Origin of the sequence: Comamonas terrae (assembly GCF_001544075.1) — a bacterium.
GTDB classification, from domain to species: domain Bacteria; phylum Pseudomonadota; class Gammaproteobacteria; order Burkholderiales; family Burkholderiaceae_C; genus Comamonas; species Comamonas terrae.
Map to the genome: position 1 here is coordinate 143,351 of NZ_BCNT01000005.1, position 26,803 is coordinate 170,153.

At 69.4% G+C, this 26,803-nt stretch carries 19 protein-coding genes; 13 read left to right on the forward strand and 6 right to left on the reverse strand.

Going from position 1 to position 26,803, the window contains the following annotated elements; genetic code table 11:
* Window positions 1-66: 66 nt before the first annotated feature.
* The 3 genes from Cte04_RS09155 (at window position 67) to Cte04_RS09165 (ending at window position 5,187) form a co-directional block, all read left to right on the forward strand.
* Window positions 67-3,363, forward strand: a complete 3,297-nt coding sequence (locus Cte04_RS09155; RefSeq protein ID WP_066475709.1) for an acetyl-CoA carboxylase family protein — start codon at window positions 67-69, stop codon at window positions 3,361-3,363.
* A 232-nt stretch (window positions 3,364-3,595) separates the two neighbouring features.
* Window positions 3,596-4,741 carry an aminotransferase class V-fold PLP-dependent enzyme gene (locus Cte04_RS09160; RefSeq protein ID WP_066475711.1) on the forward strand — a complete coding sequence of 382 codons (1,146 nt, stop codon included), beginning with the start codon at window positions 3,596-3,598 and terminating at the stop codon, window positions 4,739-4,741.
* Between the two features lie 17 nt (window positions 4,742-4,758).
* Window positions 4,759-5,187, forward strand: a complete 429-nt coding sequence (locus Cte04_RS09165) for an FKBP-type peptidyl-prolyl cis-trans isomerase (protein WP_066475719.1) — start codon at window positions 4,759-4,761, stop codon at window positions 5,185-5,187.
* A 15-nt stretch (window positions 5,188-5,202) separates the two neighbouring features.
* Here the strand turns inward: Cte04_RS09165 and norR are convergent, their stop codons facing one another.
* Complete coding sequence (gene norR, locus Cte04_RS09170; RefSeq protein WP_066475721.1) at window positions 5,203-6,822, reverse strand: nitric oxide reductase transcriptional regulator NorR; 1,620 nt, start codon at window positions 6,820-6,822, stop codon at window positions 5,203-5,205.
* A 160-nt stretch (window positions 6,823-6,982) separates the two neighbouring features.
* Here norR and hmpA point away from each other — a divergent pair, with 160 nt between their 5' ends.
* Window positions 6,983-8,161 carry an NO-inducible flavohemoprotein gene (gene hmpA / locus Cte04_RS09175; protein WP_174522908.1) on the forward strand — a complete coding sequence of 393 codons (1,179 nt, stop codon included), beginning with the start codon at window positions 6,983-6,985 and terminating at the stop codon, window positions 8,159-8,161.
* Window positions 8,162-8,381: 220 nt separating this feature from the next.
* Complete coding sequence (locus tag Cte04_RS09180) at window positions 8,382-9,623, forward strand: hypothetical protein (protein WP_157081908.1); 1,242 nt, start codon at window positions 8,382-8,384, stop codon at window positions 9,621-9,623.
* 89 nt (window positions 9,624-9,712) lie between these two features.
* Here Cte04_RS09180 and Cte04_RS09185 read toward each other — a convergent pair whose 3' ends face one another.
* Window positions 9,713-9,958: a DUF3297 family protein gene (locus tag Cte04_RS09185; RefSeq protein ID WP_066475729.1), complete on the reverse strand. Its 246-nt coding sequence runs from the start codon at window positions 9,956-9,958 to the stop codon at window positions 9,713-9,715.
* Between the two features lie 521 nt (window positions 9,959-10,479).
* On the opposite strand from Cte04_RS09185, the gene Cte04_RS09190 reads away from it, so the two are divergent.
* The 6 genes from Cte04_RS09190 to Cte04_RS09215 all read left to right on the forward strand — a co-directional run bounded on the left by Cte04_RS09190 (window position 10,480) and on the right by Cte04_RS09215 (window position 20,551).
* A complete protein-coding gene (locus Cte04_RS09190) occupies window positions 10,480-11,895 on the forward strand; it encodes a TackOD1 domain-containing metal-binding protein (RefSeq protein ID WP_066475730.1) in 1,416 nt (471 codons plus the stop codon).
* Window positions 11,896-11,897: 2 nt separating this feature from the next.
* The gene (locus Cte04_RS09195) at window positions 11,898-13,223 is read left to right on the forward strand and encodes a glycosyltransferase family 2 protein (RefSeq protein WP_066475731.1); all 1,326 of its coding nucleotides are present in this window, start codon (window positions 11,898-11,900) and stop codon (window positions 13,221-13,223) included.
* Between the two features lie 10 nt (window positions 13,224-13,233).
* Window positions 13,234-15,522 (forward strand): TolC family protein, encoded by a 2,289-nt coding sequence (locus Cte04_RS09200; protein WP_066475735.1) that lies wholly within the window; start codon window positions 13,234-13,236, stop codon window positions 15,520-15,522.
* Window positions 15,519-16,649: an HlyD family secretion protein gene (locus Cte04_RS22135; protein ID WP_066475737.1), complete on the forward strand. Its 1,131-nt coding sequence runs from the start codon at window positions 15,519-15,521 to the stop codon at window positions 16,647-16,649. The genes Cte04_RS09200 and Cte04_RS22135 overlap by 4 nt, the downstream gene beginning before the upstream one ends.
* Window positions 16,650-16,717: 68 nt before the next feature.
* Entirely contained in the window at window positions 16,718-18,043 is a 1,326-nt protein-coding gene (locus Cte04_RS09210) for a DUF445 domain-containing protein (protein WP_066475739.1), read from the forward strand.
* Window positions 18,044-18,394: 351 nt separating this feature from the next.
* Window positions 18,395-20,551 (forward strand): TonB-dependent receptor domain-containing protein, encoded by a 2,157-nt coding sequence (locus Cte04_RS09215; RefSeq protein ID WP_083526580.1) that lies wholly within the window; start codon window positions 18,395-18,397, stop codon window positions 20,549-20,551.
* A gap of 250 nt (window positions 20,552-20,801) precedes the next feature.
* Here Cte04_RS09215 and Cte04_RS09220 read toward each other — a convergent pair whose 3' ends face one another.
* The 4 genes from Cte04_RS09220 to Cte04_RS09235 all read right to left on the reverse strand — a co-directional run bounded on the left by Cte04_RS09220 (window position 20,802) and on the right by Cte04_RS09235 (window position 23,987).
* On the reverse strand, window positions 20,802-21,257 hold the full coding sequence (locus tag Cte04_RS09220; RefSeq protein ID WP_066475741.1) for a hypothetical protein: 456 nt from the start codon (window positions 21,255-21,257) through the stop codon (window positions 20,802-20,804).
* Between the two features lie 81 nt (window positions 21,258-21,338).
* The gene (locus tag Cte04_RS09225) at window positions 21,339-21,761 is read right to left on the reverse strand and encodes a hypothetical protein (protein WP_066475744.1); all 423 of its coding nucleotides are present in this window, start codon (window positions 21,759-21,761) and stop codon (window positions 21,339-21,341) included.
* A 166-nt stretch (window positions 21,762-21,927) separates the two neighbouring features.
* On the reverse strand, window positions 21,928-23,301 hold the full coding sequence (locus Cte04_RS09230) for a heavy metal sensor histidine kinase (RefSeq protein WP_066475745.1): 1,374 nt from the start codon (window positions 23,299-23,301) through the stop codon (window positions 21,928-21,930).
* The gene (locus tag Cte04_RS09235; protein ID WP_066475747.1) at window positions 23,301-23,987 is read right to left on the reverse strand and encodes a heavy metal response regulator transcription factor; all 687 of its coding nucleotides are present in this window, start codon (window positions 23,985-23,987) and stop codon (window positions 23,301-23,303) included. Before Cte04_RS09235 ends, Cte04_RS09230 begins: the two co-directional genes overlap by 1 nt.
* Window positions 23,988-24,172: 185 nt before the next feature.
* Here Cte04_RS09235 and Cte04_RS09240 point away from each other — a divergent pair, with 185 nt between their 5' ends.
* A complete protein-coding gene (locus Cte04_RS09240; protein ID WP_083526598.1) occupies window positions 24,173-25,456 on the forward strand; it encodes a TolC family protein in 1,284 nt (427 codons plus the stop codon).
* Window positions 25,453-26,790 carry an efflux RND transporter periplasmic adaptor subunit gene (locus Cte04_RS09245; RefSeq protein WP_066475749.1) on the forward strand — a complete coding sequence of 446 codons (1,338 nt, stop codon included), beginning with the start codon at window positions 25,453-25,455 and terminating at the stop codon, window positions 26,788-26,790. The genes Cte04_RS09240 and Cte04_RS09245 overlap by 4 nt, the downstream gene beginning before the upstream one ends.
* Window positions 26,791-26,803: the final 13 nt, after the last annotated feature.

Genomic DNA, 26,803 nt, shown 5'->3' on the forward strand with positions numbered 1-26,803 from the left:
GCTCACATCTGCCGATGCAAGTCCGAGCGAACGCGCCTGCGCAAGAACTCCTGAACTGGAAATCGAATGTTTGAAAAAGTACTGATTGCGAACCGCGGGGAGATCGCGCTGCGCATTGTTCGCGCCCTGCAGGAGCTGGGCGTGGCCAGCCTGGCCGTGTATGCGCAGGACGATGCCCAGGCGCCGCATGTGGCGGCCGCCGACGAGGCCGTGGCCCTTGGGGCCAGCGGCCCGGGTGCCTACCTGGATGGCGAACGGCTGCTGCGGATTGCGCGGGAGCACGGATGCGACGCGCTGCATCCGGGCTATGGCTTTCTGAGCGAGAACGCGGACTTCGCCAGGGCCTGTGCGGCGGCCGGCGTACGCTTCATCGGCCCCACGCCAGAGCAGCTGGCGCTGCTGGGCGACAAGGCCCGGGCCCGCGCGCTGGCGCTGCAAAGCGACGTACCCCTGATGCCGGGCAGCCAGGAGGCCGTGACGCTGGAGCAGGCCCAGGCCTTCTTCGCGGCGCAGCAGGCCGGTGGCGCCAGCGGCATCATGGTCAAGGCCATCGGCGGCGGCGGCGGGCGCGGCATGCGCGCGGTGACGCAGGCGCACGAGCTGGCCGAGGCCTACGAGCGCTGCCGCAGCGAGGCGCGCGCGGCCTTCGGCGTGGACGGCGTCTACGTGGAGCGCCTGATGTCGGGCGCGCGCCATATCGAGATCCAGGTGCTGGGCGACGGCAGCGAGTGGCCCGTGGCGCTGGGCGAGCGCGAATGCACGCTGCAGCGGCGCTTCCAGAAGCTGGTCGAGATCGCGCCCAGCCCCAGCCTGCCGCAGGCGCTGCGCGAGCGCATCACGCGCGACGCGCTGCGCATGGCCGGCGGCCTGCGCTACGAAAGCCTGGGCACCTTCGAGTTCCTGGTGGACCTGAAATCCGCCAGCCTGCCCTATGTGTTCATCGAGGCCAACCCGCGCCTGCAGGTGGAGCACACCATCACCGAGGAAGTCTTCGGCGTGGACCTGGTGCAGGCGCAGATCCGCATCGCCGCGGGCGAGCACCTGACGGACCTGGGCCTGGATGCGGCCGCGCCGCCGCAGCCGCGCGGCTATGCCGTGCAGTGGCGCATCAACGCCGAGACGCTGGATGCACAGGGCCGCTCGCGCCCGGGCAGCGGCCGCATCGCGGGCCTGCGCTGGCCCCAGGGGCCGGGCATACGCATCGATTCCCACGCGGTGCAGGGCGCCAGCCCTTCGCCGCATTACGACACGCTGCTGGCCAAGCTCGTCGTGCACAGCCCCGCGCCGCGCTTCGGCGATGTGCTGCGGCGCTCGCAGCGCGCGCTGGACGAATGCCGAATCCAGGGCCCGGCGACCAATCTGGCCCTGCTGCGGGCGCTGTCGCAGCGCCCCGAGATGGACAGCCAGGCCGTGCATACGCGCTGGCTGGAGGAGATGCTGCCGGAACTGGTGGGTGCTTCCGAAAAAATAGCTGACAGCGCAAGCCATGATGCGGTTCCAAATGGAAATGCATCTGAAATGTCCGCGGGCCAAGCGCAGGATGCTCCTGAAAACGCTGTGCTCGCGCCCATGCCGGCGCGTGTCGTGCAATGGAGCGTGGCCGAGGGCGACAGCGTGCCGCGCGGTGCCGAGCTGGGCATTATCGAGGCCATGAAGATGCAGCATGTGCTGCTGGCAAGTCGAGCCGGCACCGTGGGCCAGCTGCTGGCCGAGCCCGGCAGCTATGTGGTGCAGGACCAGCCGCTGCTGGTGCTGGCGCCGGCCGAGGGCGATGCCGCCCATGCCCAGGCCGAGCAGCGGGCGCAGGACCCGGACCATATCCGCGCGGACCTGCAGCGCGTCCTGGACCGCCACGCCTTCACGCTGGACGCGGCGCGGCCCCTGGCCATGGACAAGCGCCATGCCCAGGGCGGCCGCAGCGCGCGCGAGAACATCGCCGACCTCTGCGACGAGGGCAGCTTCATCGAATACGGCGCGCTGGCGATCGCCGCGCAGACGCGCCGGCGCAGCATCGAGGATCTGGTGGCCAACACGCCGGCCGACGGCATGGTCACGGGCATGGGTTCCATCAATCGCGCGCAGTTCGGCGAGGAGAAGGCGCGCGCCGTGGTCATGGCGTATGACGCCACCGTGCTGGCCGGCACCCAGGGCTCGCGCAACCATGCCAAGACCGACCGCATGCTGGGCATCGCCCTGCAGCAGAAGCTGCCCGTGGTGCTGTTCGCCGAAGGCGGCGGCGGGCGCCCCGGCGATACCGACACGCCCGTGGTCGCAGGCCTGCATGTGCACACCTTCGCTGCCTATGCGGCGCTGTCGGGCCAGGTGCCCGTGGTGGGCATCGCGCACGGGCGCTGCTTCGCGGGCAATGCGGCGCTGCTGGGCTGCAGTGACGTCATCATCGCCACGCGCGCCAGCACCATCGGCATGGGCGGGCCGGCCATGATCGAAGGCGGCGGCCTGGGCGTGTTCAAGCCCGAGCAGGTCGGCCCCAGCGGCGTGCAGCATGCCAACGGCGTGATCGACATCCTGGTCGATGACGAGGCCGGGGCCGTGGCCGCGGCCCGGCACTATCTCTCGTTCTTCCAGGGCCGCACGCATGAATGGAATGCTCCCGATACGCGGCTGCTGCGCCATGTCGTGCCCGAGAACCGCCTGCGCGCCTACGACACGCGCGCGGCCATGGCGCACCTGGTGGACCAGGGCAGCCTGCTCATGCTGCGCACGGGCTTCGGCGCCGGCATCCACACGGCGCTGGCGCGCATCGAGGGCCGGCCCGTGGGGCTGCTGGCCAACAATCCCTCGCACCTGGGCGGCGCCATCGATGCCGATGCCGCCGACAAGGCCGCGCGCTTCATGCAGCTGTGCAATGCGCACGGCATCGCCATCGTCAGCCTGGTCGACACGCCCGGCTTCATGGTCGGACCCGAGGTGGAAAAAACAGGCCAGGTGCGCCACGTCAGCCGCCTGTTCGTCACGGCCGCCAAGCTGCGCGTGCCGTACTTCAGCGTGGTGCTGCGCAAGGGCTACGGCCTGGGCGCCATGGGCATGACGGCGGGCAGCTTCCATGCGCCCATCTTCAACGTCGCCTGGCCCACGGGGGAGTTCGGCGCCATGGGCCTGGAAGGCGCGGTGCGCCTGGGTTTCCGCAAGGAACTCGAAGCCCTGCCCGAAGGCGCCGAGCGCGATGTACTGTTCCAGAAGCTGCTGGCCCAGCAATACGCCCACGGCGAGGCCATGCACATGGCCAGCACGCTGGAAATCGATGCCGTGATCGACCCGGCCGAGACGCGTGCCTGGCTGGCGCGCGGGCTGGCCGGATCGCGCCTGCGCGACGAGCCCACGCGGTTTGTCGATACCTGGTAGCCGCCGTGGCGGACCCTGGAAGAGGGCCGCAGCCTTGCCGGAGGCTGCGGCCCTTGTTTTGGGGGGCTGCCGGGCGCCCTCCACGACGCGCGCGCGGGGCTGCTTGCTGGTGCTGGACGCCCGCTTTCCCATGCTAAGCTGGAAGTCTTGACTCAATATCCGGCCGCGCCCGGCGTGGCCCCGGCCGCGGCTTCGGCAAGCGCAGCGCGGCCCCTGTGACTGGAGATAACCCATGCCCGGACTTCTGCCCGATATCGATCCCGACGGCCTGCTCGAATTCTCGGTGGTCTATACCGACCGCGCGCTCAACCACATGTCCAAGCGCTTCATCGGCGTGATGCAGGACATCCTGGGCACGCTCAAGCATGTCTACCACGCCCATACCGCGGTGCTGGTGCCCGGCAGCGGCACCTTCGGCATGGAGGCCGTGGCGCGCCAGTTCGCCAACAAGGAAAAAGTGCTGATCGTGCGCAACGGCTGGTTCAGCTACCGCTGGACGCAGATCTTCGACGAGGGCGGGCTGGGCGGCGGCTCGGTGGTGTGCAAGGCGCGCCGCCAGGGCCCGGGCAGCCAGGACCCGTGGGCGCCGTGTCCGGCGGGGGACGTGGCCGCGGCCATCCGCGCCGAAAAGCCCAAGGTCGTCTTTGCGCCGCATGTGGAAACGGCCAGCGGCATTCTGCTGCCCGACGAATACCTGCGCACCGTGGCCGATGCGGCGCACGAAGTCGGCGCGCTGTTCGTGCTCGACTGCGTGGCCTCGGGCGCCATGTGGGTGGACATGGAAAAGACCGGCGTGGACGTGCTGATCTCCGCGCCGCAAAAGGGCTGGAGCAGCTCGCCCTGCTGCGCCATGGTCATGCTCTCGGCCCGCGCACGAGAGGCCATCGAGCATACCCAGAGCTCCAGCTTTTCCTGCGACCTCAAGAAGTGGATGCAGATCGCCGAGGGCTATGAAAAAGGCCAGCACGCCTATCACACCACCATGCCCACCGATGCGCTGGTGCGCCTGCGCGACGTGATGCTCGAAACCCGCGAATACGGCTTTGCCAAGGTGCGCGAGGAGCAGATCGCGCTGGGCGCCAAGGTGCGCGCGCTGCTCGAGTCCCGGGGCTTCCCGAGCGTGGCGGCCGAGGGCTTCAAGTCGCCCGGCGTGGTCGTCAGCTATACCACGGACCCCGAGATCCAGAGCGGCCGCGCCTTTCTCAAGGTCGGCCTGCAGACCGCTTCGGGCGTGCCCCTGCAGTGCGACGAAGGCCCGGACTTCCAGACCTTCCGCCTGGGCCTGTTCGGCCTGGAGAAATGGCACCAGCCGGACCGCAGCGTGGGCCATCTGTCCAAGGCGCTGGACGATATCGGCATTGCACCGGCCAAGGCCTGAACACGAGAAGGACTTCCATGAAGAAACTGCCATTGAAATCGCAGGCGGCATGGGCCCTGGCGGCCGCAGCCCTGTTTTCCGGCCTCTGCGCGCATGCGGCGCAGCCGGTCACCACGCCCAGCGGCCTGGTCTACGAAAGCATCACCGAAGGCACGGGCGCCAGCCCCAAGGCCACGGACACGGTCAAGGTGCACTACCGCGGCTACTTTCCCGAAACGGGCAAGGAGTTCGACAGCTCCTATGCGCGCCAGCAGCCCATCGACTTTCCGCTCAATGGCGTGATTCCCTGCTGGACCGAGGGCCTGCAGAAGATGAAGGTCGGCGGCAAGGCCAAGCTGACCTGCCCGCCCTCCATCGCCTACGGCAGCCGCGGCGCGGGCCGCGTGATTCCGCCCAACGCCACGCTCAACTTCGACGTGGAGCTACTGGACGTCAAGAGCCGCTGACCGGCCCGGCGGGCATCAGCGCCTGATGCCGAGGCGCCTGGCCAGGCGCTGCAGGTTGGCGCGGTCCATCTGCAGCTCGCGCGCCGCGGCGGCCCAGCTGCCGTGGTGGCGCGCCAGGCTGGCGCTGACCAGGTCGCGCTCATAGGCGGCCACCGCCTCGCGCAGGCCGGCTGGCGCTGCGGCAGGCAGGTCCGTCACGGCCAGGCCCGGCAGGGCCGGCGACGCGGCCACGGCGGGCGCGGTGCCCGCCTCCCGCGCGCTTCCCCCATCCCACAGGTCATGGGCGCCCAGCGTCACGATGCGCGGGCGCGAGCCGCCGCGCGCCGGCGCGCTGCCGGTGTTGCCCCGGCTCAGGGCCTTGAGCACGGCCCGGCTGATCAGGTGCTCCAGCTCGCGCACATTGCCGGGCCAGTCATGCGTGAGCAGGGCCGACTGGGCCCCAGCGTCGAGCCGCAGCCCGCCCAGCTGCAGGCGCGAGCGGTTTTCCTCCAGGAAGTAGCCGGCCAGCAGCAGCACGTCGCTGTCGCGCTCGCGCAGCGGCGGCACGCTGAGCGGATAGACGTTGAGGCGGTGGTAGAAGTCGGCGCGCATGCGGCCGGCGCGCACGTCCTCGGCCAGGTCGCGGTTGGTGGCGGCGATCACGCGCACGTCCACATGGTGCTCGCGGTCCGAGCCCAGGCGCTGCAGCTGCCCGCTTTGCAGCACGCGCAGCAGCTTGGCCTGCACGGGCAGCGACAGCTCGCCCACCTCGTCGAGGAACAGCGTGCCGTGGTGGGCCTGCTCGAACTTGCCGCTGCGCTCGGATAGCGCGCCCGTGAAGGCGCCGCGCACATGGCCGAAGAGTTCGCTTTCCACCAGGTTGTCGGGCAGGGCCGCGCAGTTGATGCTGATCAGCGGCTGGCCGGCGCGGCCCGATTGGGCGTGGACGGCGCGGGCCACCAGTTCCTTGCCCGTGCCGGTCTCGCCGGTGATGAGCACGCTCAGGTCGCTGGCCGCGACCAGGGCCACATCCTTGGCCAGCTGGCGCATGGCAGGGCTGTGGCCCAGCATTTCGCGCTCGCCGCTGGCGGCCGGATGGCCCGAGGCGGGGGCGCGCGCCGAGCGCGCCAGCTGCGCGAGCTGGTGCACGCGCTCGGCCGTGGCCACGGTGGCCGCGGCCAGGTTGCTGAAGGCCTGCAGCAGCGCGAGCGAAGCCGGGTCGGCAAAGCGGCCGGGCTCCAGCGCATCGAGCGTGAGCAGGCCCCAGGGCAGGCCGCCGGCCTGCAGCACGCAGCCCATGCAGTCGTGCACATGCAAATGGGCAATGGTCTGGCCGTGGTTGGCCACCAGGCCGTCGTAGGGGTCGGGCAGCGGGCTGTCGGGCGCAAAGCGCATGGCCTGGCCGGCGGCCAGCAGCTGGGCAAAGCGCGGATGCTCGGCCAGCCGGAAGCGCCTGCCCAGGGTATCGGGCACCAGCCCGTCGATGGCCACGGGATGCAGCCACTCCCCGTCCAGGCGCAGCAGGGCCACGGCATCGGCGGGCAGCAGGGTGCGCAGCGCGGCGAGGAGGCGGCGCAGGCGTTCGCGCTCGGGCAGGTCCTGGGCCAGGTCGGCCACCAGCGGGATGACGGCGTTGAGAATATTGGATGTAGTCATAACGACACTGATTGATGTCATAAAGTCTACAACTGGATGGTGTCGATTTGACTGTGTATGGCGCAAGTCCTTGTTCTGGAAGAAGCCATTGGCTGGCACGGCGATTGCAATGTTCTTGCCGATCCCGCCAGCGGGCGGGCCACGACCAAGGAGTTTTTCCGTGCTGACCGAGAACCAACGCGCCATCGTCAAATCCACCGTACCGCTGCTCGAGACCGGCGGCGAGGCGCTGATCACCCATTTCTACAACACCATGCTGGGCGAGTACCCCGAGGTGCGCCCGCTGTTCAACCAGGCCCACCAGCAAAGCGGCGCCCAGCCGCGCGCGCTGGCCCACAGCGTGCTGATGTATGCCAGGCACATTGACCGGCTCGAAGCCCTGGGCGACCTGCCCGCGCAGATCGTCAACAAGCACGTGGCGCTGCAGGTGCAGCCCGAGCACTACCCCATCGTCGGCGCCTGCCTGCTGCGCGCCATCCGCGAGGTGCTGGGCGCCGAGATCGCCACCGACGAGGTGCTGGCCGCCTGGGGCGCGGCCTACCAGCAGCTGGCCGACATCCTGATCGCCGCCGAGCGCAGCGTGTACGACCGCACGGCCCAGGCCGAAGGCGGCTGGCGCGGCGAGCGCGCCTTCACCGTCGAGAAGAAGGTGCAGGAAAGCGCCGAGATCACGTCTTTCTACCTGGTGCCGGCCGACGGCGGCAAGGTCATCGCCCACCTGCCGGGCCAGTACATCGGCCTGCGCGTGATGGTGGATGGCCAGGAGCAGCGCCGCAACTATTCTCTGTCGGCACCGGCCAACGGCAGGAGCCTGCGCATCAGCGTCAAGCGCGAGCCCCGCGGCAAGGTGTCCAATTTCCTGCACGACCAGGTGCAGGCGGGCGACACGCTGCAGCTGTTCCCGCCGGCCGGCCACTTCACGCTGCAGGACAGCGACAAGCCGCTGGTGCTGATCAGCGGCGGCGTCGGCATCACGCCCACGCTGCCCATGCTGGCCACGGCGCTGGCGGCCCGGCGTCCCGTGACCTTCATCCACTGCGCGCGCGAGCGCTCGGTCCATGCCTTCCGCGAGCGCATCGACCAGCTGGCCGCCGAGCATCCGCAGCTCACGCGCTACTACTGCTACGACCGCGCCGTGCCCGAGGACCAGGCCGATGCCGTCGGCTATCTGTCCGAGCAGCAGCTCAACGAATGGCTGCCGGCCTCGCGCGATGCCGATGTGTACTTCCTCGGCCCGCGTCCCTTCATGCGTGTGCTGCGCCGCCTGCTGCGGAATGTGGGCGTGCCCGACAAGCAGGTGCGCTACGAGTTCTTCGGCCCGGCCGAGGCGCTGGCCTGATCGTGGGCGGAGCCGGCGCTGAAGCAGGCAGGCGCGGGGGCTGCCTGCTCATGCAAAAAGAGCTGCTTGCGCACTGCCTGCAAGGAATTTCAAGAATTCTGTATAGAGATTCCTTGTGGATTCAGCGCAGGCTGCTCTTTTTTAAGAAGCGAAACGAGCCGGGCAGCTGCGGCATTCCATCCATGCCCGCCTACATGGCAGCCCATGCGCGGGCGCTACCATGGCGCGTCCCGGAGCCGCGCCTGCGGCCTGCCTGCCTGTCTGCTTCTCCTCGCCCATGGATTCCAGCGCCACTCCCGTTCTCGACCGTCTGCTCGCCGAAGGCGTGATCCGCCCGGACCACCATGCGCAGGCGCGCACGCGGCTGCAGGACCTGGAAGGCGAGCCCCCTGGCAGCCTCGGCGGCCTCCTGCTGTGGCTGATGCACGAGCGGATTCTGTCGGTGCAGGACCTGGAGGAGATGGAGGAACTGGCGGTGTCGCAAGGCACGTTTGCCGGCAATGCCACGCGCCGGCAGGCGCTGCAGGAAATGCGGGCGGCCATGCAGCAGGAGATCGCGCAGCTTCGGCAGCAGGCGCGCCCGCGCTTGCCCTGGCTGGCCCTGGGCGGTGCGGCGGCCCTGGCGGCGGCCGTGGCCTGGTATGTGCTCGTGCCGGCCGCGCCGCCGCGCTGCGACGACGCCGGCATCCAGCAGGCCCTGCGCATGGGCATGTTCCGCGCGCGCATGAAGAAGCTCCTGTCCGCCGAGCCGCCCGCCTCGGACATGTTCACGGCCACGTTCTCGGATGTCGAGGAGCTGGGCTACCTCAAGGCCCAGCGTTCGCGCGGCTGCGTGGCCACGGTGAAGATCGGCGAGCAATCCTCCACGATGGCCTACACCATCACGCCGGACGGGCAAGGGCGGATGGCGGTGGAGAGCGGCCATCCGCGCGTCCTGCGCGCGCGCTACAGCCAGGTCGATGCCGACGGCCGCCCCATCGAGGCGGGGCAGCCGGCCGGTGCCCGGCGCCTGGCCGAGGCCTTCGAACAGGGCGTGGCAAGCTTCGAGAAGATGCGGCCCGCGCAGCCCATGGACAAGCGGCAACGCCGGGAGGATGCCGCGGACGCGCCGCCGGCCGAAGGCATTGCGCGCGGTGCCGTGCGCAACATCCAGCCGCTGGGCGCATGCCGGCCGCTGGGCGAGGGAAGATGGTCGTGCCGCCTGCAGGCCGAGTACCGCGACCGCCTGCTGGCCGCCCTGGGGCGCAGCGAGTGGGCGATGCTGGAGGGCAGCTTCGACTTCGTGCAGGAAGGCCAGGACTGGCGCGTGGGAGACGATTTCATCCGCCAGTACATGGATGCCACCGTGCGCGCCAGGGTGGGCGAGATGAAGGGCGAGGAGGCCGCCGCGCGCCTGGAGGAAATCCAGAGCCGGCGCGCTACTGCCGGTCCGGCGGATGCGGCGGCCGGGCCGCAGCGCTGAGCGGGCGGTCGCGGCGTTGGAGCGCGGACCCGGCCGGCGCCGGCCTTGCCGCGCCAAGGTACCGCGGGCTCCGGAGACCGGGGGAGCTCCTAGCGGTAGTAGGCCTCGACCGTGCCCTTGAGCTTGATCAGCAGCGGCTTGCCCTTGCGGTCCAGCGTCTTGCCGGCCGGCACCTTGATCCAGCCTTCGCTCACGCAGTATTCCTCCACGTCGAAGCGGTCCTTGCCGTTGAAGCGGATGCCGATGTCGTGCTCGAACACGGCCGCCACATGGTGGGGGCTGCGCGGGTCGATGGACAGGTGGTCGGGAAGTTCGGGGCGTTGGCTGTCGGTCATGTCGTGCGAATCCAGAAAAACGCCTATTGTCCCCTGCTTTGGCGGCCTGGCCGGCCAGCCCCGCGCCGGAAGGTGGCGCTTTTTTCCTTCATGAAAACAAGCCCTTGGACTACTTTTGGCAATTCCTGGGGTTATTGGGTGCAGCAAATGTTACCTGCGGGCGTGCCAGAACGGCGGTTCATGTTTACATGTCGGCCGACAGTTCCCGACGAAACGCTGCTCATGTGTATCGAAGGTGGATTTTTGTGTCGGATCGCGCTCTCACTATGGTGACCACAGTGGGAGCAGGGTGGTTGAAAACCCGGATCGGCGGGCCGCGGACGCCCCGGTTTTTCGACTCTGTATGTGGATGTAGCGGTAACGGAGAGGGGGCCTGTTTGTTCGCCAACGGCAACTTGGTTTTCAAAATTTAAAACCTATGAAAACGGTAGGCGAAGCGTCACGGACTGCCGAAAAAATGACCTCTCCGAAACCGCGCCCCGGGCTTGTACAGCCCGGCGCACACTACAGAGGAGAGTCTGATGGATACAGCCATCCGCACCAAGGCCAGCTTGGTATTTCTGGGGCCGCTCACCACAGCAGCAGCCCCTGAGTCAGAGCGGTCTGTCACCTACCCCGATCTGGACGCGCTGATGCGCTCCGGCGTGCAACCGCAGGGCATTTACTTGCGCTCCGTACCGCATCAGGTCTGGCGCAACTGGCTTCATCGCATCCGCCAGAGCGACTGGTGGAACCTGCCGGTCTTCGCGGAACCGGCGCTGCGCGATGCGCAGCTGTATGTGGATGCGCTGTGCAGCGTGGAGCGGGCGCGCGAAATCACCGAAGGCATGGCGCTGCGCCGCCAGACCCTGCCCGACCCCGGCGACGTGCTGGGGCTGGAGGAGCGCCTGCTGTATTTCCTCTACGAGCGCGGCCAGCAGGCGGGCTTTCGGCCGCTGCTCGACCGCGACAGCGACCAGCTCTACCGCTATCCGGTGGCGGAGCAGCTGGCCTGCGCGCAGGAGAATGTTTCCCAGACCCTCGAGGAGCTGCGCCGCCGCGGGCTGCTGCGCTCCGAGGGCCTGGTGGACCGCACCCGGCTGTGCTCGGGCTGCGGCTCGGCCCACATCCACTTCGTGGACGTGTGCCCGCATTGCCAGAGCCTGGACATCCGCCGGGAACCGACGCTGCACTGCTTTGCCTGCGGCCATGTCAGCGCCGAATCGCAGTTCGTCGAGGGCGGCACGCTGGCCTGCCCCAAATGCCATGTGCATCTGCGCCACATCGGCGTGGACTATGACAAGCCGCTGGCCCAGTACCACTGCCGCAGCTGCCAGCGCTCCTCGGTCGACTCCATGGTGCAGGCGCGCTGCCTGGACTGCGCGCGCACCAGCACGCCCGACGAGCTGGAGGTGCGCGAGGTCGGCACGCTGATGCTCAGCGCCAGCGGGCGCCAGTCCGTGCGCAATGGCGGCGTGGGCGAGGCCTATCCGCCGCTGAAGGCGCGCAACTATGTGGACCCGCAGGGCTTCAAGCGCATGCTGGACTGGGCCAGCGACATCCAGGCGCGCAATCCCCAGTTCAGCTTCCACCTGATGCGCATGGAGCTCGAGCACACCGGCCTGCCGGACCAGCAGCTCAGCTCCTGGCAGGTCACCGAGCTGCTGGACGAATTCGCCGTGCGCCTGAATGCGCAGCTGCGCGAGTCCGACCTGATCACCCGCGTGGACGAGCACAGCCTGTGGGTGATCCTGCCCTACACCATGCCGCAGGGCCTGCAAAGCCGCATCGAAAAAGCCATGGAGAAGCTGGCGCAGGAAGAGGGCGAGTCCAAGCACCTGGCCCTGTCCGTGCGCCTGCGCAGCATGGAGGTCAAGGCCGTGACCGGCGGCAAGGAAGCCCCGTCCGCCAGCAATCTGATGCAGAAGATGCAGGCCGGCACGCTGCAAGAGGCCTGACCATGTGGCAGCAGTTTGTCGAATCGTTCTGGCTGCTGGCGCACAGCTTCAGCACGCGGGGCGCATGGGATCTGGCCTTCAACCTGTTCCCGTTCGTGGTCCTGCTGGAGCTGCCGTTCTATGCGCTGGTCGTGGGCGGGATGCTGCGCTACGGGCTGCGCCACTGGCGCGCTCCGGCCCGGCGTTTGCAGTACCCGTCCGTGTCCTGCCTGATCACCTGCTACTCGGAGGGCGAGGATGTGCGCAAGACCATCAGCTCGCTGGTGAACCAGCGCTATGCGGGGCGCATCCAGATCATTCCCATCATCGACGGAGCCATCAAGAACAGCGACACGCTGCAGGCGGCGCTGTCCGAGGCCAGGCGCTGGGAAGGCGTCGAGGGGCGCGAAGTCGCCGTGCTGCCCAAGTGGCAGCGCGGCGGCCGGGTCTCGTCGCTGAACGCGGGGCTGACACTGGCCACCGGCGACGTGGTGATGGCGCTGGATGGCGATACCTCGTTCGACAACGACATGGTGGAGAACGCCACGCGCCACTTCGACGATCCGCGGGTGGCGGGCGTGGCCGGCAACCTGCGCGTGCGCAACCAGGGCAAGAACCTGGTGACCAAGCTGCAGGGGCTGGAATACATGCTCTCCATCAGCGGCGGCAAGACCGGGCTGTCGGAGTTCAACATCGTCAACAACATCTCGGGCGCCTTCGGCGTGTTCCGGACCTCGCTGGTCCGGCACCTGGGCGGCTGGGATGCGGGAACGGCGGAGGACCTGGACATCACGCTGCGCATCAAGCAGTACTTCGGCCGCCACCGCGGCATGCGCATCAAGTTCGAACCGCATGCCATGGGGCATACCGACGCGCCGGAATCCTGGCGCGTGTTCTTCAGGCAGCGCGTGCGCTGGGACGGGGACATGTACTACCTGTTCGTGCGCAAGTACCGCTTCAACCTGCGGCCTTCGCTGCTGGGCTGGCCGAACTTCCTGTTCACCCTGGTCAACGGCCTGCTCATGCAGCTGGTGCTGCCCTATCTGATCGTGGGCTCGCTGGCGCTGCTGCTGTTCATCCAGCCGCTGGGCATCGTGCTGGGCACGCTGGCCTTCGTGTACCTGGGCTACCTGGTGCTGCTGCTCGCCTATTACCTGGTCTATCTGGCCACGGTGTCGGAGCGCGTCCGGCTGGACCTGTCCTACCTGCCGTACCTGCCGCTGTTTCCGCTCTTTGCCTTCGTGACGCGGGTGCACAGCGGCTACGCCATCCTGGTGGAGGCACTGACCCATTCGCATCTGGATTCGTCCATGGCGCCCAGCTGGGTGCTGCGCAAGAACAAATTCTAAAAACCAACGCATGAAACCATTTTTCCTTCATTCCCTGTCGGGTAGGCCGTACCGTGTCCGCGCGCTGAGCGGCCTGATCGGCGCGGGCCTGCTGGCCGGCGCGCTGGGCACGAGCGCGCAGACGGCGGTGTCCGCGGCGCCGGCCGCACCTGCCTCTGCCGCCGACGCAGGCCAGCCCTGGAGCTGGTCCGATCTGCAGGCCTGGAGCGCGGAGCAGGGCCCTGCCGTGCGCCTGGCGCGCCTCAAGGAGCATGTGGCCAGCAGCAATCTCAAGCTGGTCGAGTCGGACAACGGCGCGCGGCTCGTCGCGGCCACCAGCCTCACGCGCGCCAAGGAACCGGTGACGGACACCCTGAACCGCAACTACAGCCGCCTGGCGGGCCAGGCCGGCCTGCGCTGGAGCTTTCTGGGCGCCGAGGAAGCACGCCGGCGCAGCGTGCTGGAGGCCAGGACCGAGCAGCTGAGCAGCACCGCGCAGACCCAGCTGCTGCAGGCCCAGGCCGTGACGGAGCTGGGGCGGCTGTATGTGCGCTACCTGCGCAGCCAGCAGCGCGAGCAGGTGGCGCAGGCCTATCTGTCCACGCGTTCCCAGATCGAATCCAAGCTGCAGGAGCGCGTGGCCGGCGGCCACATGCTGCGCTCGGAAGGGCTGGACCTGCAGGGCTATTACGAGGCTGCGCAGAACCGCGTGGCCAGGGAGAGGGAAGTGCAGCGCGCCGCCTTGCAGCAAATGGGTTTCCTCACCGGCCGCCATCTGCGCCCCCAGCCCGTGCCGGCGCTGGCCATGCCGCAGACCTGCATGAGCCCGGCCGTGCTGCAGGATGCGCTCAACACGCATCCCGCGCTGGAATCCGCGCGCTATGCGATGGAAGGCACGCGGGAGCAGGCCCAGCACACGCGCTATGGCGGCGTGATCGGCGGCGTGCAGCTGAGCCAGAGCCTGAGCAAGGATTTCGGGGGCAGCCCCGGCCATGCGACGGCCGTGGCCGTGGATGTGTCCATTCCCTTGCAGTGGCGCAGCCAGAAGGACGCGATGGCGGCCAAGCTGCAGGGCCAGTATGACGAGGCGGCCGAGCAGTACGCGCAGACCCAGAGCAAGCTGCAGCTGGAGCAGCAGACCGTGCTGGAGCAGTACAAGCTGAACCAGAACGAGCTCAGGAGCAGCGCGCAGCGCTATGCGGCGGCCACCGAAGGGCTGCGCGTGGCCCAGCTGCGTGCGCCCAGCCTGGACGGCGACGGCCTGGTGCAGGCCATCAAGGCCGGCAACGGCCGCTACGAAGCGGCGGTGCGCTACATCAGCGCCGCCGAAGAAGTGGACCTCGCGGCCATGGACATGCTGTACTACACGCGCGGTTGCAGCCTGCAGACGCGCAACGACGATCCGCTGCAGGCCGCCGTGCTGCAGCGCACGGGCGCCGCGGTTCCCGCAGCGCCTGCTGCCGCCGGCGCCGCTGCGGCCATGGCTGCAGCCGGTCCTGCTGCGGCGGCGCAGAAGGCCGGGCCCGGCGATGAAGCCGGCGCGGCCAAGTCCGCTGCAGCCGCCGCGCAGGCCGCGCCTGCGGGCACCGGCTGGTATGCCTGGAAAGGCTGGCAGTGGGTGCAGCAGCCGGCCCGCGTGGACCAGCTGCCGCAAGGCACGCAGCGCCTGCTGGTGTCGTTCACCGAGGAGCAGCTGCAGCGCCTGGCGGCCGACGGGCACGCCCGCCAGGGACTGGAGCAGCTCGCGCAGCGGGCGCGCCAGCGCGGCATCGGGCTGGAGCTGCTGCTGGGCGAGCCGACCTGGGTGCTGCCCCAGGGCCGCGGCAACATGCTGGCGCTGCTGCAGAAGGTGCAGTCCATGCCGTTCGGCATGGTCCACCTGGACCTGGAACGCAGCCAGCTGCCCGAGGCGCAGCAAAAGGACTGGGACCGCCATGCGCTCGACAGCCTGAAGGAGGCCGTGGGCCAGAGCCGCCTGCCGATCTCGCTGACCACGCACCACCGCGAACTGCGCGACCCCGGCTTCCTGCAGGCGCTGCAGAAGGCCGGCGTCAAGGAAGTCGTGCCCATGATCTACAGCGCCAATGCGCAGAGCACGGTGAACGTCATCAAGCAGCTGCCGCCCATGCCGCAGGGGCTGGACCTGGCCGTGGCGCAAAGCATCGAGAAGGAACTGCCCTCGGAGGAGAGCCTGTTCCGCGTGGGCCGGCGCCAGGCGCTGGCCCACTGGCAGGGGGTGGCGCAATCGCTGCGGACGGTGCCCGGCTTCAAAGGCATCGTCGTGCAGTCCTGGGAAGACTATATGGAGGCTCAACCGTGAAGATTCAATTCAATGCCCCGCCGGCTTCGGCGGAGGTCAGCAATGGCATTCCCGTCAAGTACGACAACGTCAAGCGCACGGTGCCGCGCTGGCGCTGGTATCTGGTGCTGGGCATCGTGCTGCTGATTCCCCTGTACTTCGTCTACAAGGCCGTGAGCAGCACGCTGCTGCGCGCCTCGCCCGGCATGGTGGTCGTCGACCAGGTGGTGGTGCGCGCGCCGATCACGGGCCAGGTGGAGCAGGTGGCCCAGGAAGGGCAGACCGCCGAGCAGGGCGCGCGCGTGCTGCGCGTGGTGCAAAAGCAGGTGCCCACGCCTGCCGCCGGCGCGGTGCAGGCTGCCGGCGCGGCGGCCAGTTCCGCCGACCATACCTATGCGATGCAGCGCCAGGACCTGCAGGGCCAGCAAAAGGCCCTGCAGTCCAGCCTGCAGGCCGCGCAGGGCCGCCTGTCCCTGATGCAGGACCGCGTGCGCCAGATGGACGAGCTGTTCCGCCAGGGCGCGGCCACGCGCCAGGAAGTGGACGGCGCGCGCCTGCAGATGCTGCAGGCCCAGGCCGAGATAGGCCGCACCCAGCGCGAGATCCTGGCGGCCAGCCAGCAGCAGAGCGCCCTGTACCTGCAGGCGGCCAAGGATGCGGCAGCCACGCGCCAGGCCGTGGGGCTGGCGCAGGCCAGCAACATCACGCCGGTCGCGGACCTGATGGCGCCCGTGCCATCGCAGGTGGTGCGCAGCTTCGTCAAGGCCGGTGAATGGGTGGTGGCCGGAGACGAGCTGATGGTGCTGCAGACGCGCAAGGCGCCCTGGGTCCAGGCCTATCTGACGCCCCAGTCCCTGAAGTACGCGCGCAAGGGCCAGAAGGCCACGCTGGTCTTCCTGGACGGCCAGAAGGTGCCGGCCGAGGTGGACGAGGTGTTCTCCGAAACCCAGCGCATCCCGGCCGAGCGCGTGGGCCCGATGGAATCGCAGAGTGCCGCGGTCGTCGTCAAGCTGCGTCCGCTGCAGGCCCTGCCGGCCGAGCACCGCGTCAACCGCCTGCCCATCGACGTGCGCTTCGAGGAAAGCTGGTGGCCCTGGAGCCAGGACACCCGGCTGGCCGATACCGCAGGAAACGCCAAGGCCGGCTGACGCATGCCGCGCCCCGGCGGCGGCCCGGGCGGAAGACGGCCGGGCCAAGAGGCCGTATGCTCTAGCGCATGCTCACGCCTGAACAACGCCGCTCACTGCAGCAGGCCAAGCGCATGCCGCTGGTCCTGCTGCTGCTGGTGAGTGCAGGATTCGTCGCCACGGCGCTGGCCGGCACGCGCTGGGCGATCGCGGGGCAGGAGGTGCCGCTGTGGCTGGCCTGCCTGCGCGCCATCTGCGAGGCCGCCATGGTCGGCGCGCTGGCCGACTGGTTTGCGGTGACGGCGCTGTTCAGGCCGATTCCGCTGCCGTGGGTGGGCCGGCATACGGCCATCATTCCGCGCAACAAGGACCGCATCGGCGAGAACCTGGCCGTCTTCGTGCGCGACAAGTTCCTGGATGCGCCCTCGCTGGTGGCGCTGATCGGGCGCCACGACCCGGCCCGCGCGCTCAGCGACTGGCTGACCACGCCCGCCAACAGCACGCTGCTGGGCAGGCAGGTCGCGCGCCTGGCGCTGGCCGCGCTGGAGATGGTGCAGGACACGCAGGTGGAGAAATTCCTCACCCAGTCGCTCAAGGCCATCCTGTCCCAGCTCAATCTCACCGGGGCTGCGGCTTCGCTGCTGACCGGCCTCACCCAGGGCGGGCGCCACCAGGCCGTGCTCGACGATGTGCTGGCGCGCCTGGGCAGCGTGCTGCGCAACGAACAGACCCATGTGCTGATCGCGCACACCATCGTGGCCTGGCTCAAGCGCGAGCATCCGCTCAAGGAAAAAATGCTGCCCACCGACTGGCTGGGCGAAAAGGGGGCCAGCGTGATCGCCGCGGCGCTGGACGGCCTGCTGCAGGACATTGCCCACCATCCCGACCATCGCATGCGCGAGGCCTTCGATGCCTCGGTGCGCCGCCTGATCGAACGCCTGCAGAACGACCCCGAATACGAGCAGCGCGTGGAAAAGCTGCGCCACTACCTGCTGCACGACGAGAAGCTGGCCAGCTATCTGCGCGAGCTGTGGCTGGGCCTGCGCGTCAAGATCGAGAAAGACCTGGCCGACGAGCACTCGCAGATCGCGCGCAAGGCCACGGCCATGGGGCGCTGGCTGGGCCAGTCGCTGGCGCACGACGAGGCGCTGCGCAGCTCCATGAACGAGCGGCTCAAGCGCTGGGCCACGGCGCTGGCGCCCGATGTCTCGCAGTTCATAGGCCAGCACATCGCGGACACCGTCAAGCGCTGGGATGCCGAGCAGCTGTCCGAGCTGATCGAGACCCATATCGGCAAGGATCTGCAGTACATCCGCATCAACGGCACGCTGGTGGGCGGTGCCATCGGCCTGGCGCTGTTCCTGCTTTCGCACGCGGGCAGCCTGTGGCGCAGCCTGCGGCAGATGCTGGCATGAAGCCCGCAGGGCCGGCGGCAGGTGCATGTCGGGCTTACAGATTTGCACAATGCCGCCATCTATATTTACAATGAGAACCATTCGCAATAAATAGGCGCTTCACGCACTCTCTCCCCAGCCGGGCCCGCCTCGGCCAGCTTCCATGCAGCTGGCGCGCAGCGCAGGCCCGCCATGCCGCACAGCCCGGCATGGCATAGCCAGGACGGCCTTCCCACGGCCGTTGCGGCGGCCTCACGCACAACATCATTCGCGAATGTCCTGCCGGTCCCTGCGCCGGCCGGCACCGGTGCGCCCTGCGCGTTCCCGTCGGCCGGCGCGTGGCCGTATGTGTCGAGTCTTCCGAGCTATCCCATGCATCACCAATCCACGCCCAGGCATGCGCACCGCCCTGCGCAGGTCCGTCCCTCTTTTTCCCCGCTTCAAGCCGGTGCCGCCGGGTGGCCGCAGCCCGGCCTGCAGCGCCAAGCCGTGGCACTGGCCGTCGCCGGCCTGGCTGGCCTGGTCGTCCTGGCGGGCCCGGGCGCGGCGCGGGCCGCGCAAGCCGCGCCCGAGCGCAGCATGGAGACCGTGGTAGTGACGGCATCGGGCTTCGAGCAGGCCATCGAGGATGCGCCTGCGTCCGTCAGCGTGATCACCCGCGAGGAGCTGCAGAGCAAGCCGTTTCGCGACCTGACCGATGCCATCCGCGACATCGAGGGCGTGTCGGTCACCGGCGTGAACAATGAAAAGGACATCTTCATCCGGGGCCTGCCCGGCGCCTATACGCTGATCCTGGTGGACGGGCGCCGCCAGAGCACGCGCGAGGCGCGCACCAACGGCAATGCGGGCTTCGAGCAGAGCTTCATCCCGCCGCTGGAGGCCATAGAGCGCATCGAGGTGGTGCGCGGCCCCATGTCCTCGCTGTACGGCTCGGACGCCATGGGCGGCGTGATCAACATCATCACGCGCAAGGTGCCCGCCGCCTGGGGCGGCTCGCTGAGCGCCGACTACACGCTGCAGAAAAGCGACCTCGGCGACTCGCACCAGGAGCAGTTCTACCTGGGCGGGCCGATCAAGCAGGGTCTGGCGGGCCTGCAGGTCTGGGGCCGCAGCTACCACCGCGGCGAGGACAGGACGCTGAACGGCACCAACGATGCCTCCGACCGCGACATCACGGCGCGCCTGGCCATCACGCCCAGCAGATACCACGACATCCTGCTCGAGGCCGGCACCACCGAGGTCAAGCGCGGCAGCAGCCCCGGCAAGACGCTGGCGGCCAGCGGCACGCCGGCCTACAACAAGAACAGCCGCGACCATTACGCGCTCTCGCACACGGGCCGCTGGGGCTGGGCGACATCGGAAGTGTCGCTGTCGCGCGAACAGGCCCGGCGCCAGAACTTCACGCTGCCGCGCCAGTCGCAGGAGTGGACGCGCAATGCCCGCGCGCCCGAAATCACCAACACCGTGCTCGATGCCAAGCTGACCATGCCGCTGGGCAGCCACCTGCTGGTGGCCGGAGGCCAGGTCAACCGCGCCGAGCTGGAGGACGTGAACCCCGGTTTGCGCGACAACATCGTGCGCAGCTACGGCATCACGCAGAAGGCCCTGTTCCTGGAGGACGAATGGCGCATCACCGGGCGCTGGGCCGTGACGGGCGGCCTGCGCCTGGACGACCATCCGGTCTATGGCAAGCACTGGAGCCCGCGCGTGTACTCCGTCTGGCATGCCAGCGACGACTGGACTTTCAAGGGCGGCGTCTCGCGGGGCTTTCGCGCGCCCGACGTGCGCTCCATCACGCCCGGCTATGCCTACACCACGGGCGGCGGCAACTGCACCTACGGGCCGGGCGGCACCTGCGGCGTCATCATCGCCGACCCCCACCTGGGCGCCGAAAAGAGCACCAGCTACGAAGTGGCCGCGCTGTGGAACAACCGGCGCGACCTGCAGGCCAGCGCCACGCTGTTCTACACGGACTTCAAGGACAAGGTGGCCAATGCCATCGTGATGAACCCGGACGGCAGCTATGCGCGCTGGTCCCAAGACCCGAACTACCGCCTCTGGTACAACTACAACATCGACCGCGCCAAGATCCGCGGCGTGGAGCTGTCGGGCAAATGGCAGGCCACGCGCACGCTGGGCTTCAAGGGCAACTACACCTACACGCAGTCGCGCCAGGAAGGCGGCGCCTACGATGGCCATGCGCTGGCCCGCACGCCCCGCCACAAGCTCACGCTGCGCGCGGACTGGCAGGCCGCGCCCCGGTTCAAGCTCTGGACGGCGTTCAACCACCACGGCAAGGAAATCAATGCGGGCGCCCGCATCGGCAGCAACGGCGCGCTGGTGGCCAACGGCGTGCGCGAATATGCGGCGTACAACTACCTGGACATCGGCGGCAGCTACCAGCTCACCAAGAGCACCACGCTCAACGTGGCGCTCTACAACGTGGGCGACAAGCGCCTGGATGCCGAGACCTACAACACCGTGGGCGACGGCCGCCGCCTGTGGGTGGGGCTGAACAGCCGCTTCTGAGCGGCGAATGGACCCAGGCGGGCCGGTGCCAGGGGGAGCGGCCGAACATGCCTGCTATGCATAAGAGAGCTTGCGGCGCCTGCTCCGCCATGATCTGCAAGCTCCATGCTTTCGAATCATCGACACGGAAGGTGCAGCAAGCTCCTGAAAAAATAGCAACCGTCTTGCGCGTACACGGCCAATGCCTGCGGAAGCTGAAGGCGTCCCCGCGATTGCCGGGGGACGTGCTTCGCCGGCGACGGCCCTGCTTTCATGCGCCGGTTTCGCCGCCTTGTGGCGCGGCCGGCTGCAGCAGGTGCTGGCCGATCTGTTGCCAGGCCTTGGCCGCATCGTGCTGGCCCGCGAACAGATGGCAGCTGGCCGCAGTCATGGCCACGCGGCCGTCCTCGGGCTGCAGGTCGAAGGCCAGCTCGCACTGGGCGGCGGCATTGGCCCACATCACGGCAGCGTTGGGCGAGTGTTCCTTCTGCAGCGCATGGGCTTCGGCCATCCAGGCCTGGGCCAGGCGGAAAGCCGCCTCGGGCGCGTCCATGTCTGCCTTGTGTGCAAGATAGAACTGCTTTCCGGCGGCCTGCCAGAGCGCGCGGGCCTGCTGGAAGTCGCTGGTGGCCAGGGCCTGCGCCTGGGCTACCAGCGCATTGCCGGCCTGCAGGTGGGCGCCATAGTCCTGGGCGTGATGGTGGGGGGAAGTGCTGTCTTGGGGCATGGGGCGATTGTCGCCATTGCGCCAAATCTCAGGTTTTCGCAGGTGCATAGGCCCGCGGCCGTTGCCGTATCGCCTCCCTGGCTAGAACCTGAAGTCCAGGCTGTGGCTGCCCTTGCCCACATGGGTCTGCTGGCTCTGGGTGCGGCCGTTGCGCGTCGTGGCCTGCACGGTATAGGCGCCCTCGGGCAGCCGGAGCAGGCATACCGGGCCGCCGGCCACGAAGCGGTAGCTGTCCCTGGCGCCCCTGATTTCCACCGTGATGTCGGCCAGGTACTCGCCTTCCCGGGCGGCAAACAGCAGCGACAGCGGATAGTCCTTCATGGCCGCGCGCATGGCCGTGGATTCGTCAAGGCCGATGCCGCCGCAGCTGTACTGCAGGCTTCCTTCCTCGTGCAGGGGCGGCATCCTGCCGGCCTCGGACTGGGCCAGCGCCAAAGGAGCGGCGGCTGCCAGCAGTGCCGATGCCAGCAGCGCACGGGCCGTGTTGTGGGGTGCGTGAAGCATGGTGCATCCTTTCATCGTGCAAGGCATGGCTTATGGTGGCGCACCGGGCAGCGCCCGGCTGTCGTCTGGCTTTGTCCGCTGCTGTGGGCGTGGTCCGGCGCCCTGTTGCGTTCCGGAACCTGCGTGAACCGGTGCCGCGCGTTGTGAGCGCCCGGCAAGGCCGGTGTCAGGATGTTGCGGGGATGGCGCCGGGCAGCGGCAGCAGCAGGCCGATGCGCGTCTGACCGCCGGCCGATTCGGCAAAGGTGCGGCCGCCGTGCAGGCGTGCAATGGCTGCCACGATGGCCAAGCCCAGGCCATGGTTGCGGTCGGCCTGGCTGCGCGCCGCATCGCCGCGGTAGAAGCGGTCGAACAATCGCGGCAGATGCTCCGCAGGAATCGGCGGGCCCTGGTTGATGACGGCCAGCTCCACATCGCCTGCGCCTTCATGGCGGGCGCAGGGGTGGTGGCTGATCTGCACGGCAATCGTCGAGCCCGGCGCGGCATAGCGCGTGGCATTGCCCAGCAGGTTGGACAGCGCGCGGCGCAGCAGCCGCGCGTCGACCTGCGCCGGGACATCGCCCCGCACGACCACCTGCACGCCGGCTTCCTGCAGCGCCGCTTCATGGAATTCGATGACCTCGTGCGCCAGCGCCGCCAGGCTGGCCACGGCACTCAGGCGCGCACCCTGGCCGCGGTCGGCCTGGGAGAGGAAGAGCATGTCGCCCACGATGCCGGCCATGCGCTGCAGGTCCTCGAGGTTGGAGGACAGGACCTCGCGCAGCTCGGCCTCGCCGCGCGGCTTGCGCAGCGCCAGTTCGCAGCTGCTGATCAGCGTGGTCAGCGGCGTGTTCAGCTCGTGCGCCACATCGGTGTTGAAGGCCTCCATCTGCCGGTAGGCCACGGACAGGCGCTCGAGCAGCGCGTTGAACTGGGCGATCAGCGGGCGCAGCTCCTGGGGCTGGCCGCTGTCGTCGAGCCGGCGCTGCAGGTCCTGCGCCGACAGCCGGCGCGTCTGCTCCACCAGCGAATGCAGCGGCGCCAGCCCGCGGTGCACCAGCCAGATGCCGGCCAGCGACACCAGCAGCGTGCCGATCACCGCGGCCAGCCCCAGCGTCCAGGCCAGGTGGCGCAGCAGCGCGTCGTCATCGCTGCGGTCCAGCTGCAGGTCGGCCTGCACCGGCTGCCCGCTGCCGGGCAGCCGCACCGCGAAGCGCCGGTGCAATGGGCGCCCATCGCCCCCGGCGCCGTGGCGCGGATGCTCGTACACCGGGCTGCCCTGGGCGTCGAGGATGCGCAGCGACAGCTCGTCGTGCCCGGTCAGGAAGTCGTCGAGCATGTGCGCCAGCTCGGGTGCCCCATGCACCGCCCGCCCCTCGGCCAGCAGGTGCTGCACGGCCTGCTGCTTGTGGTCCAGCACCTCCTGCTGGCGCAGCGCCAGCGCCAGCGCGATCACCACGTACACCGCCACGCACACCAGCCCCAGGCCCAGCATGGTCTGCAGCGCCAGCCAGCGCGACAGGCGCCGGCCCAGGTGGGGAACGTCGGACTGCCAGGGCATCACGGCGCGCGCGACTCCAGCACGTAGCCCATGCCGCGCACGGTGTGCAGCAGCGGCCGCTCGAAGGGCTGGTCGAGCTTGAGGCGCAGGCGCCGCACGGCCACTTCGACCACATTGGTCTCGCTGTCGAAGTTCATGTCCCAGACCTGGGAGGCCAGCTCGGTGCGCGACAGCACCTCGCCCTGGCGGCGCAGCAGCAGGCTCAGCAGATTGAACTCCTTGGCCGTCAGGTCCAGGCGCTGGCCGGCGCGCGTGGCGCGGCGGCGTATCAGGTCCAGCTCGAGGTCGGCCATGCGCAGCACCGTGGCCTCGGGCACGGCCTGGGCTGCTGCGCCGCGGCGCAGCAGCACATGGATGCGCGCCACCAGCTCCGAGAACGCGAAGGGCTTGACCAGGTAGTCGTCGGCGCCGCCCTGCAGGCCCTTGACGCGGTCCTCGACCTGGCCGCGCGCGGTCAGCATCAGCACCGGGGTCTGCCGGGACTGGCGCAGCGCCGCCAGCACGGCCAGGCCGTCGATGCCGGGCAGCATGCCGTCGAGCACGATGAGGTCGTAGGCCAGCTCGGTGGCCAGATGCAGCCCGTCGATGCCGTTGTGGGCCACATCGACCACAAAGCCTTCTTCGGTCAGGCCTTTGTGCAGGTACTCGGCCAGTTTGATCTCGTCCTCGACGACCAGCAGTTTCATGGGCCGCATTGTGCGCGATCCATGCCTTCAGCCGCCATGCAGCCAGATGACGAATTTGTCATCTTCCGGTCAGAGAGGCGTCGCCCCCGGGTTTCTACAGTCGCGGCAGGCTGGAGAGAGCCAGGAGTTTTTTTATGTTCGATGTCCCGTTCCGCACCCTGCGCTGCAGCCTGCTGGGCCTGGCCATGGCTGCCGCATGGCCTGCAGCCCGGGCCGAAGCGGTACATGCCGCGGAGGCCGATACCGCGGCGGTCGGTCGTGCGCCGGTGGGTGATGTGTCGGTGGGTGATGCGCCGTCGCTGTCATTGCCGCAGGCGCTGGCTCTGGCGCTGGATCACAACCCCGGCCTGCGCGCGGCGCGCCAGGCGCTGGCGGCCAGCGAGGGCGCCGTGCTGCAAAGCCAGGCCCGACCCAATCCCGAACTCGCGTATTCGCAGGAAGACACGCGCAGCAGCACGCGCTCGGTGACGCTGCAATGGAACCAGACCGTGGAAGTCGGCGGCAAGCGCGCGGCCCGCATGCGCGTGGCCGAGCGCGGCCGCGATGTGGTCCGGGCCGAACTGGCCGCCGCCGAGGCCGCGCTGCGCGCCGATGTGCGCGCGGCCTTCTTTAGCCTGCTGGCCGCGCAGCAGCGCGTGAGCCTGGCCAGGCAGTCGCTGGAAATTGCCCGCGGCGCGCGCGAAGCCGCGGCCAAGCGCGTGGCCGCGGGCAAGATCGCGCCGCTGGAAGAGACCAAGGCCCGCGTGGCCGAGTCCGGCGCGCAGCTGGAGCTGGCCCAGGCGCAGTCGGGCCTGCGCGTGGCGCGCGGACAGATGCAGGCGCTGTGGGGCGACGCCGTGCGTCCCTTCGGAGACGCTATAGGCGAAGGCTCGGGGGGCGTCGATGCGCTGCCCGAGGTACCGGCGCTCCAGGCGCTGCAGCAGCGCATGGAGCAGGCCCCGGCCGTGCTGCGCGCACGCCAGGCCCTGGCGCAAAGCCGGGCCGTCGCCGAGCTGGAGCGCGCACGGCGCCTGCCCGATCCCACGCTGAGCCTGGGCGTCAAGCGCGCCACGGAAGTGGGGCGCAACCAGCTGGTGGTCGGCATCTCGGTGCCGCTGCCGGTCTTCGACAGCAACCGTGGCAACCAGCTGCAGGCCCTGCGCCTGGCCGACCGGGCCGAGGACGAGCTGCAGGCCGTGCGCATCCAGCTGCAGGCCCAAGTGTTCGAGGCGCGCGAGCAGCTGCAGGCCAGCAGCCAGCAGGCCCGATTGCTGGCCGGCGAGGTGCTGCCCACGGCACGCACGGCCTATGAGCTGGCCGCGCGCGGCTTTGCGCTGGGCAAGTTCGCCTACCTCGACGTGCTCGACGCCCAGCGCACCTGGTCGGAGGCACGCAGCCAGTACCTGGAGCAACTGCTGGCCACGCAGCGCGCGGCCGCCGACATCGACCGCCTGCTGGGCGCAGAACCATCCGACCGCACCACACCATGAGCAACACTCCATCCCCCACACCCCTGGCGCCGCGCCGTACCGTCGTGGCGATCGCCGCCATCCTCGCGCTGGGTGCGCTGGCGGCCGTGCTGATCCTGCGCAGCGGCACCCCAGGCGGATCCGGGGCCGAGGCGGCCCATGGGCACGGCCACAGCGAAGCCGCAGGCCATGCCGACGGCGAGCACCATGGCGCGGCGGCCTCTGCCCACGCGCACGACGAGGCGCATGCCGATGGCGAGCACCATGAAGGCGGCGGGGCGCCTGCGGCCCGCAAGTCCGAAGCCGGCCACGATGAGGACGAAGGCCTGATCGCCATGGATGCCCAGCGCATGGAGACAGCCGGCATACGGCTGGCCGAGGCCGGCCCGGCCACGGTGCGCTCCGTGCTGCAGCTGCCCGGCGAAATCCGTTTCAACGAAGACCGCACGGCCCATGTGGTGCCGCGCGTGGCGGGCGTGGCCGAGAGCGTGGCCGCCAACCTGGGCCAGAACGTGAAGAAGGGCCAGCTGCTGGCCGTGCTCAGCAGCGCCGCCGTGTCGGAGCAGCGCAGCGAGCTGCTGGCCGCACAGAAACGCCTGTCGCTGGCGCGCACCACCTATGCGCGCGAAAAGCAGCTGTGGGAGGAAAAGGTATCGGCCGAGCAGGACTATCTGCAGGCCCGCCAGGCCCTGGGCGAGGCCGAGATCGCGGTCTCCAACGCCCAGCAGAAGCTGGCTGCCACGGGCGCGAGCGCGGGCGGCGCGGGCGGCCTGAACCGCTTCGAGCTGCGCGCTCCGTTTGACGGCGTGGTGGTGGAAAAGCACCTGGCCGTGGGCGAGGCCGTGCAGGACACGACCCAGGTCTTCACCATCTCGGACCTGCGCTCGGTCTGGGCCGAGATGCGCGTGGCTGCTCCCGACCTGCCGGCCGTGCGCGTGGGCGAAAAGGCCACGGTGCGGGCCACGGCCTTCGATTCCTCGGCCACGGGTGAAGTGGCCTATGTGGGCGCGCTGATCGGCCAGGACACGCGCACGGCGCCCGCGCGCATCACGCTGCCCAATCCCGACGGCGTCTGGCGTCCGGGCCTGTTCGTGAACGTGGAGCTGACGGCCTCGTCCCGGCAGGCCGCACTGGCCGTGGCGACATCGGCCATCCAGCGCATGGAAGGCCAGCAGGCCGTGGTCTTCGTGCCCGTGCAGGGAGGATTCCGGGCCCGGCCCGTGCGCGTGGGCCGCTCGGATGCCAAGGCGACCGAGGTGCTCGAAGGCCTCCAGCCCGGCCAGCCCTATGTGGCCGAAGGCAGCTTCGTGCTCAAGGCCGAGCTGGGCAAGGCCAGCGCTGAACACACGCATTGACCTTGACCCCCTG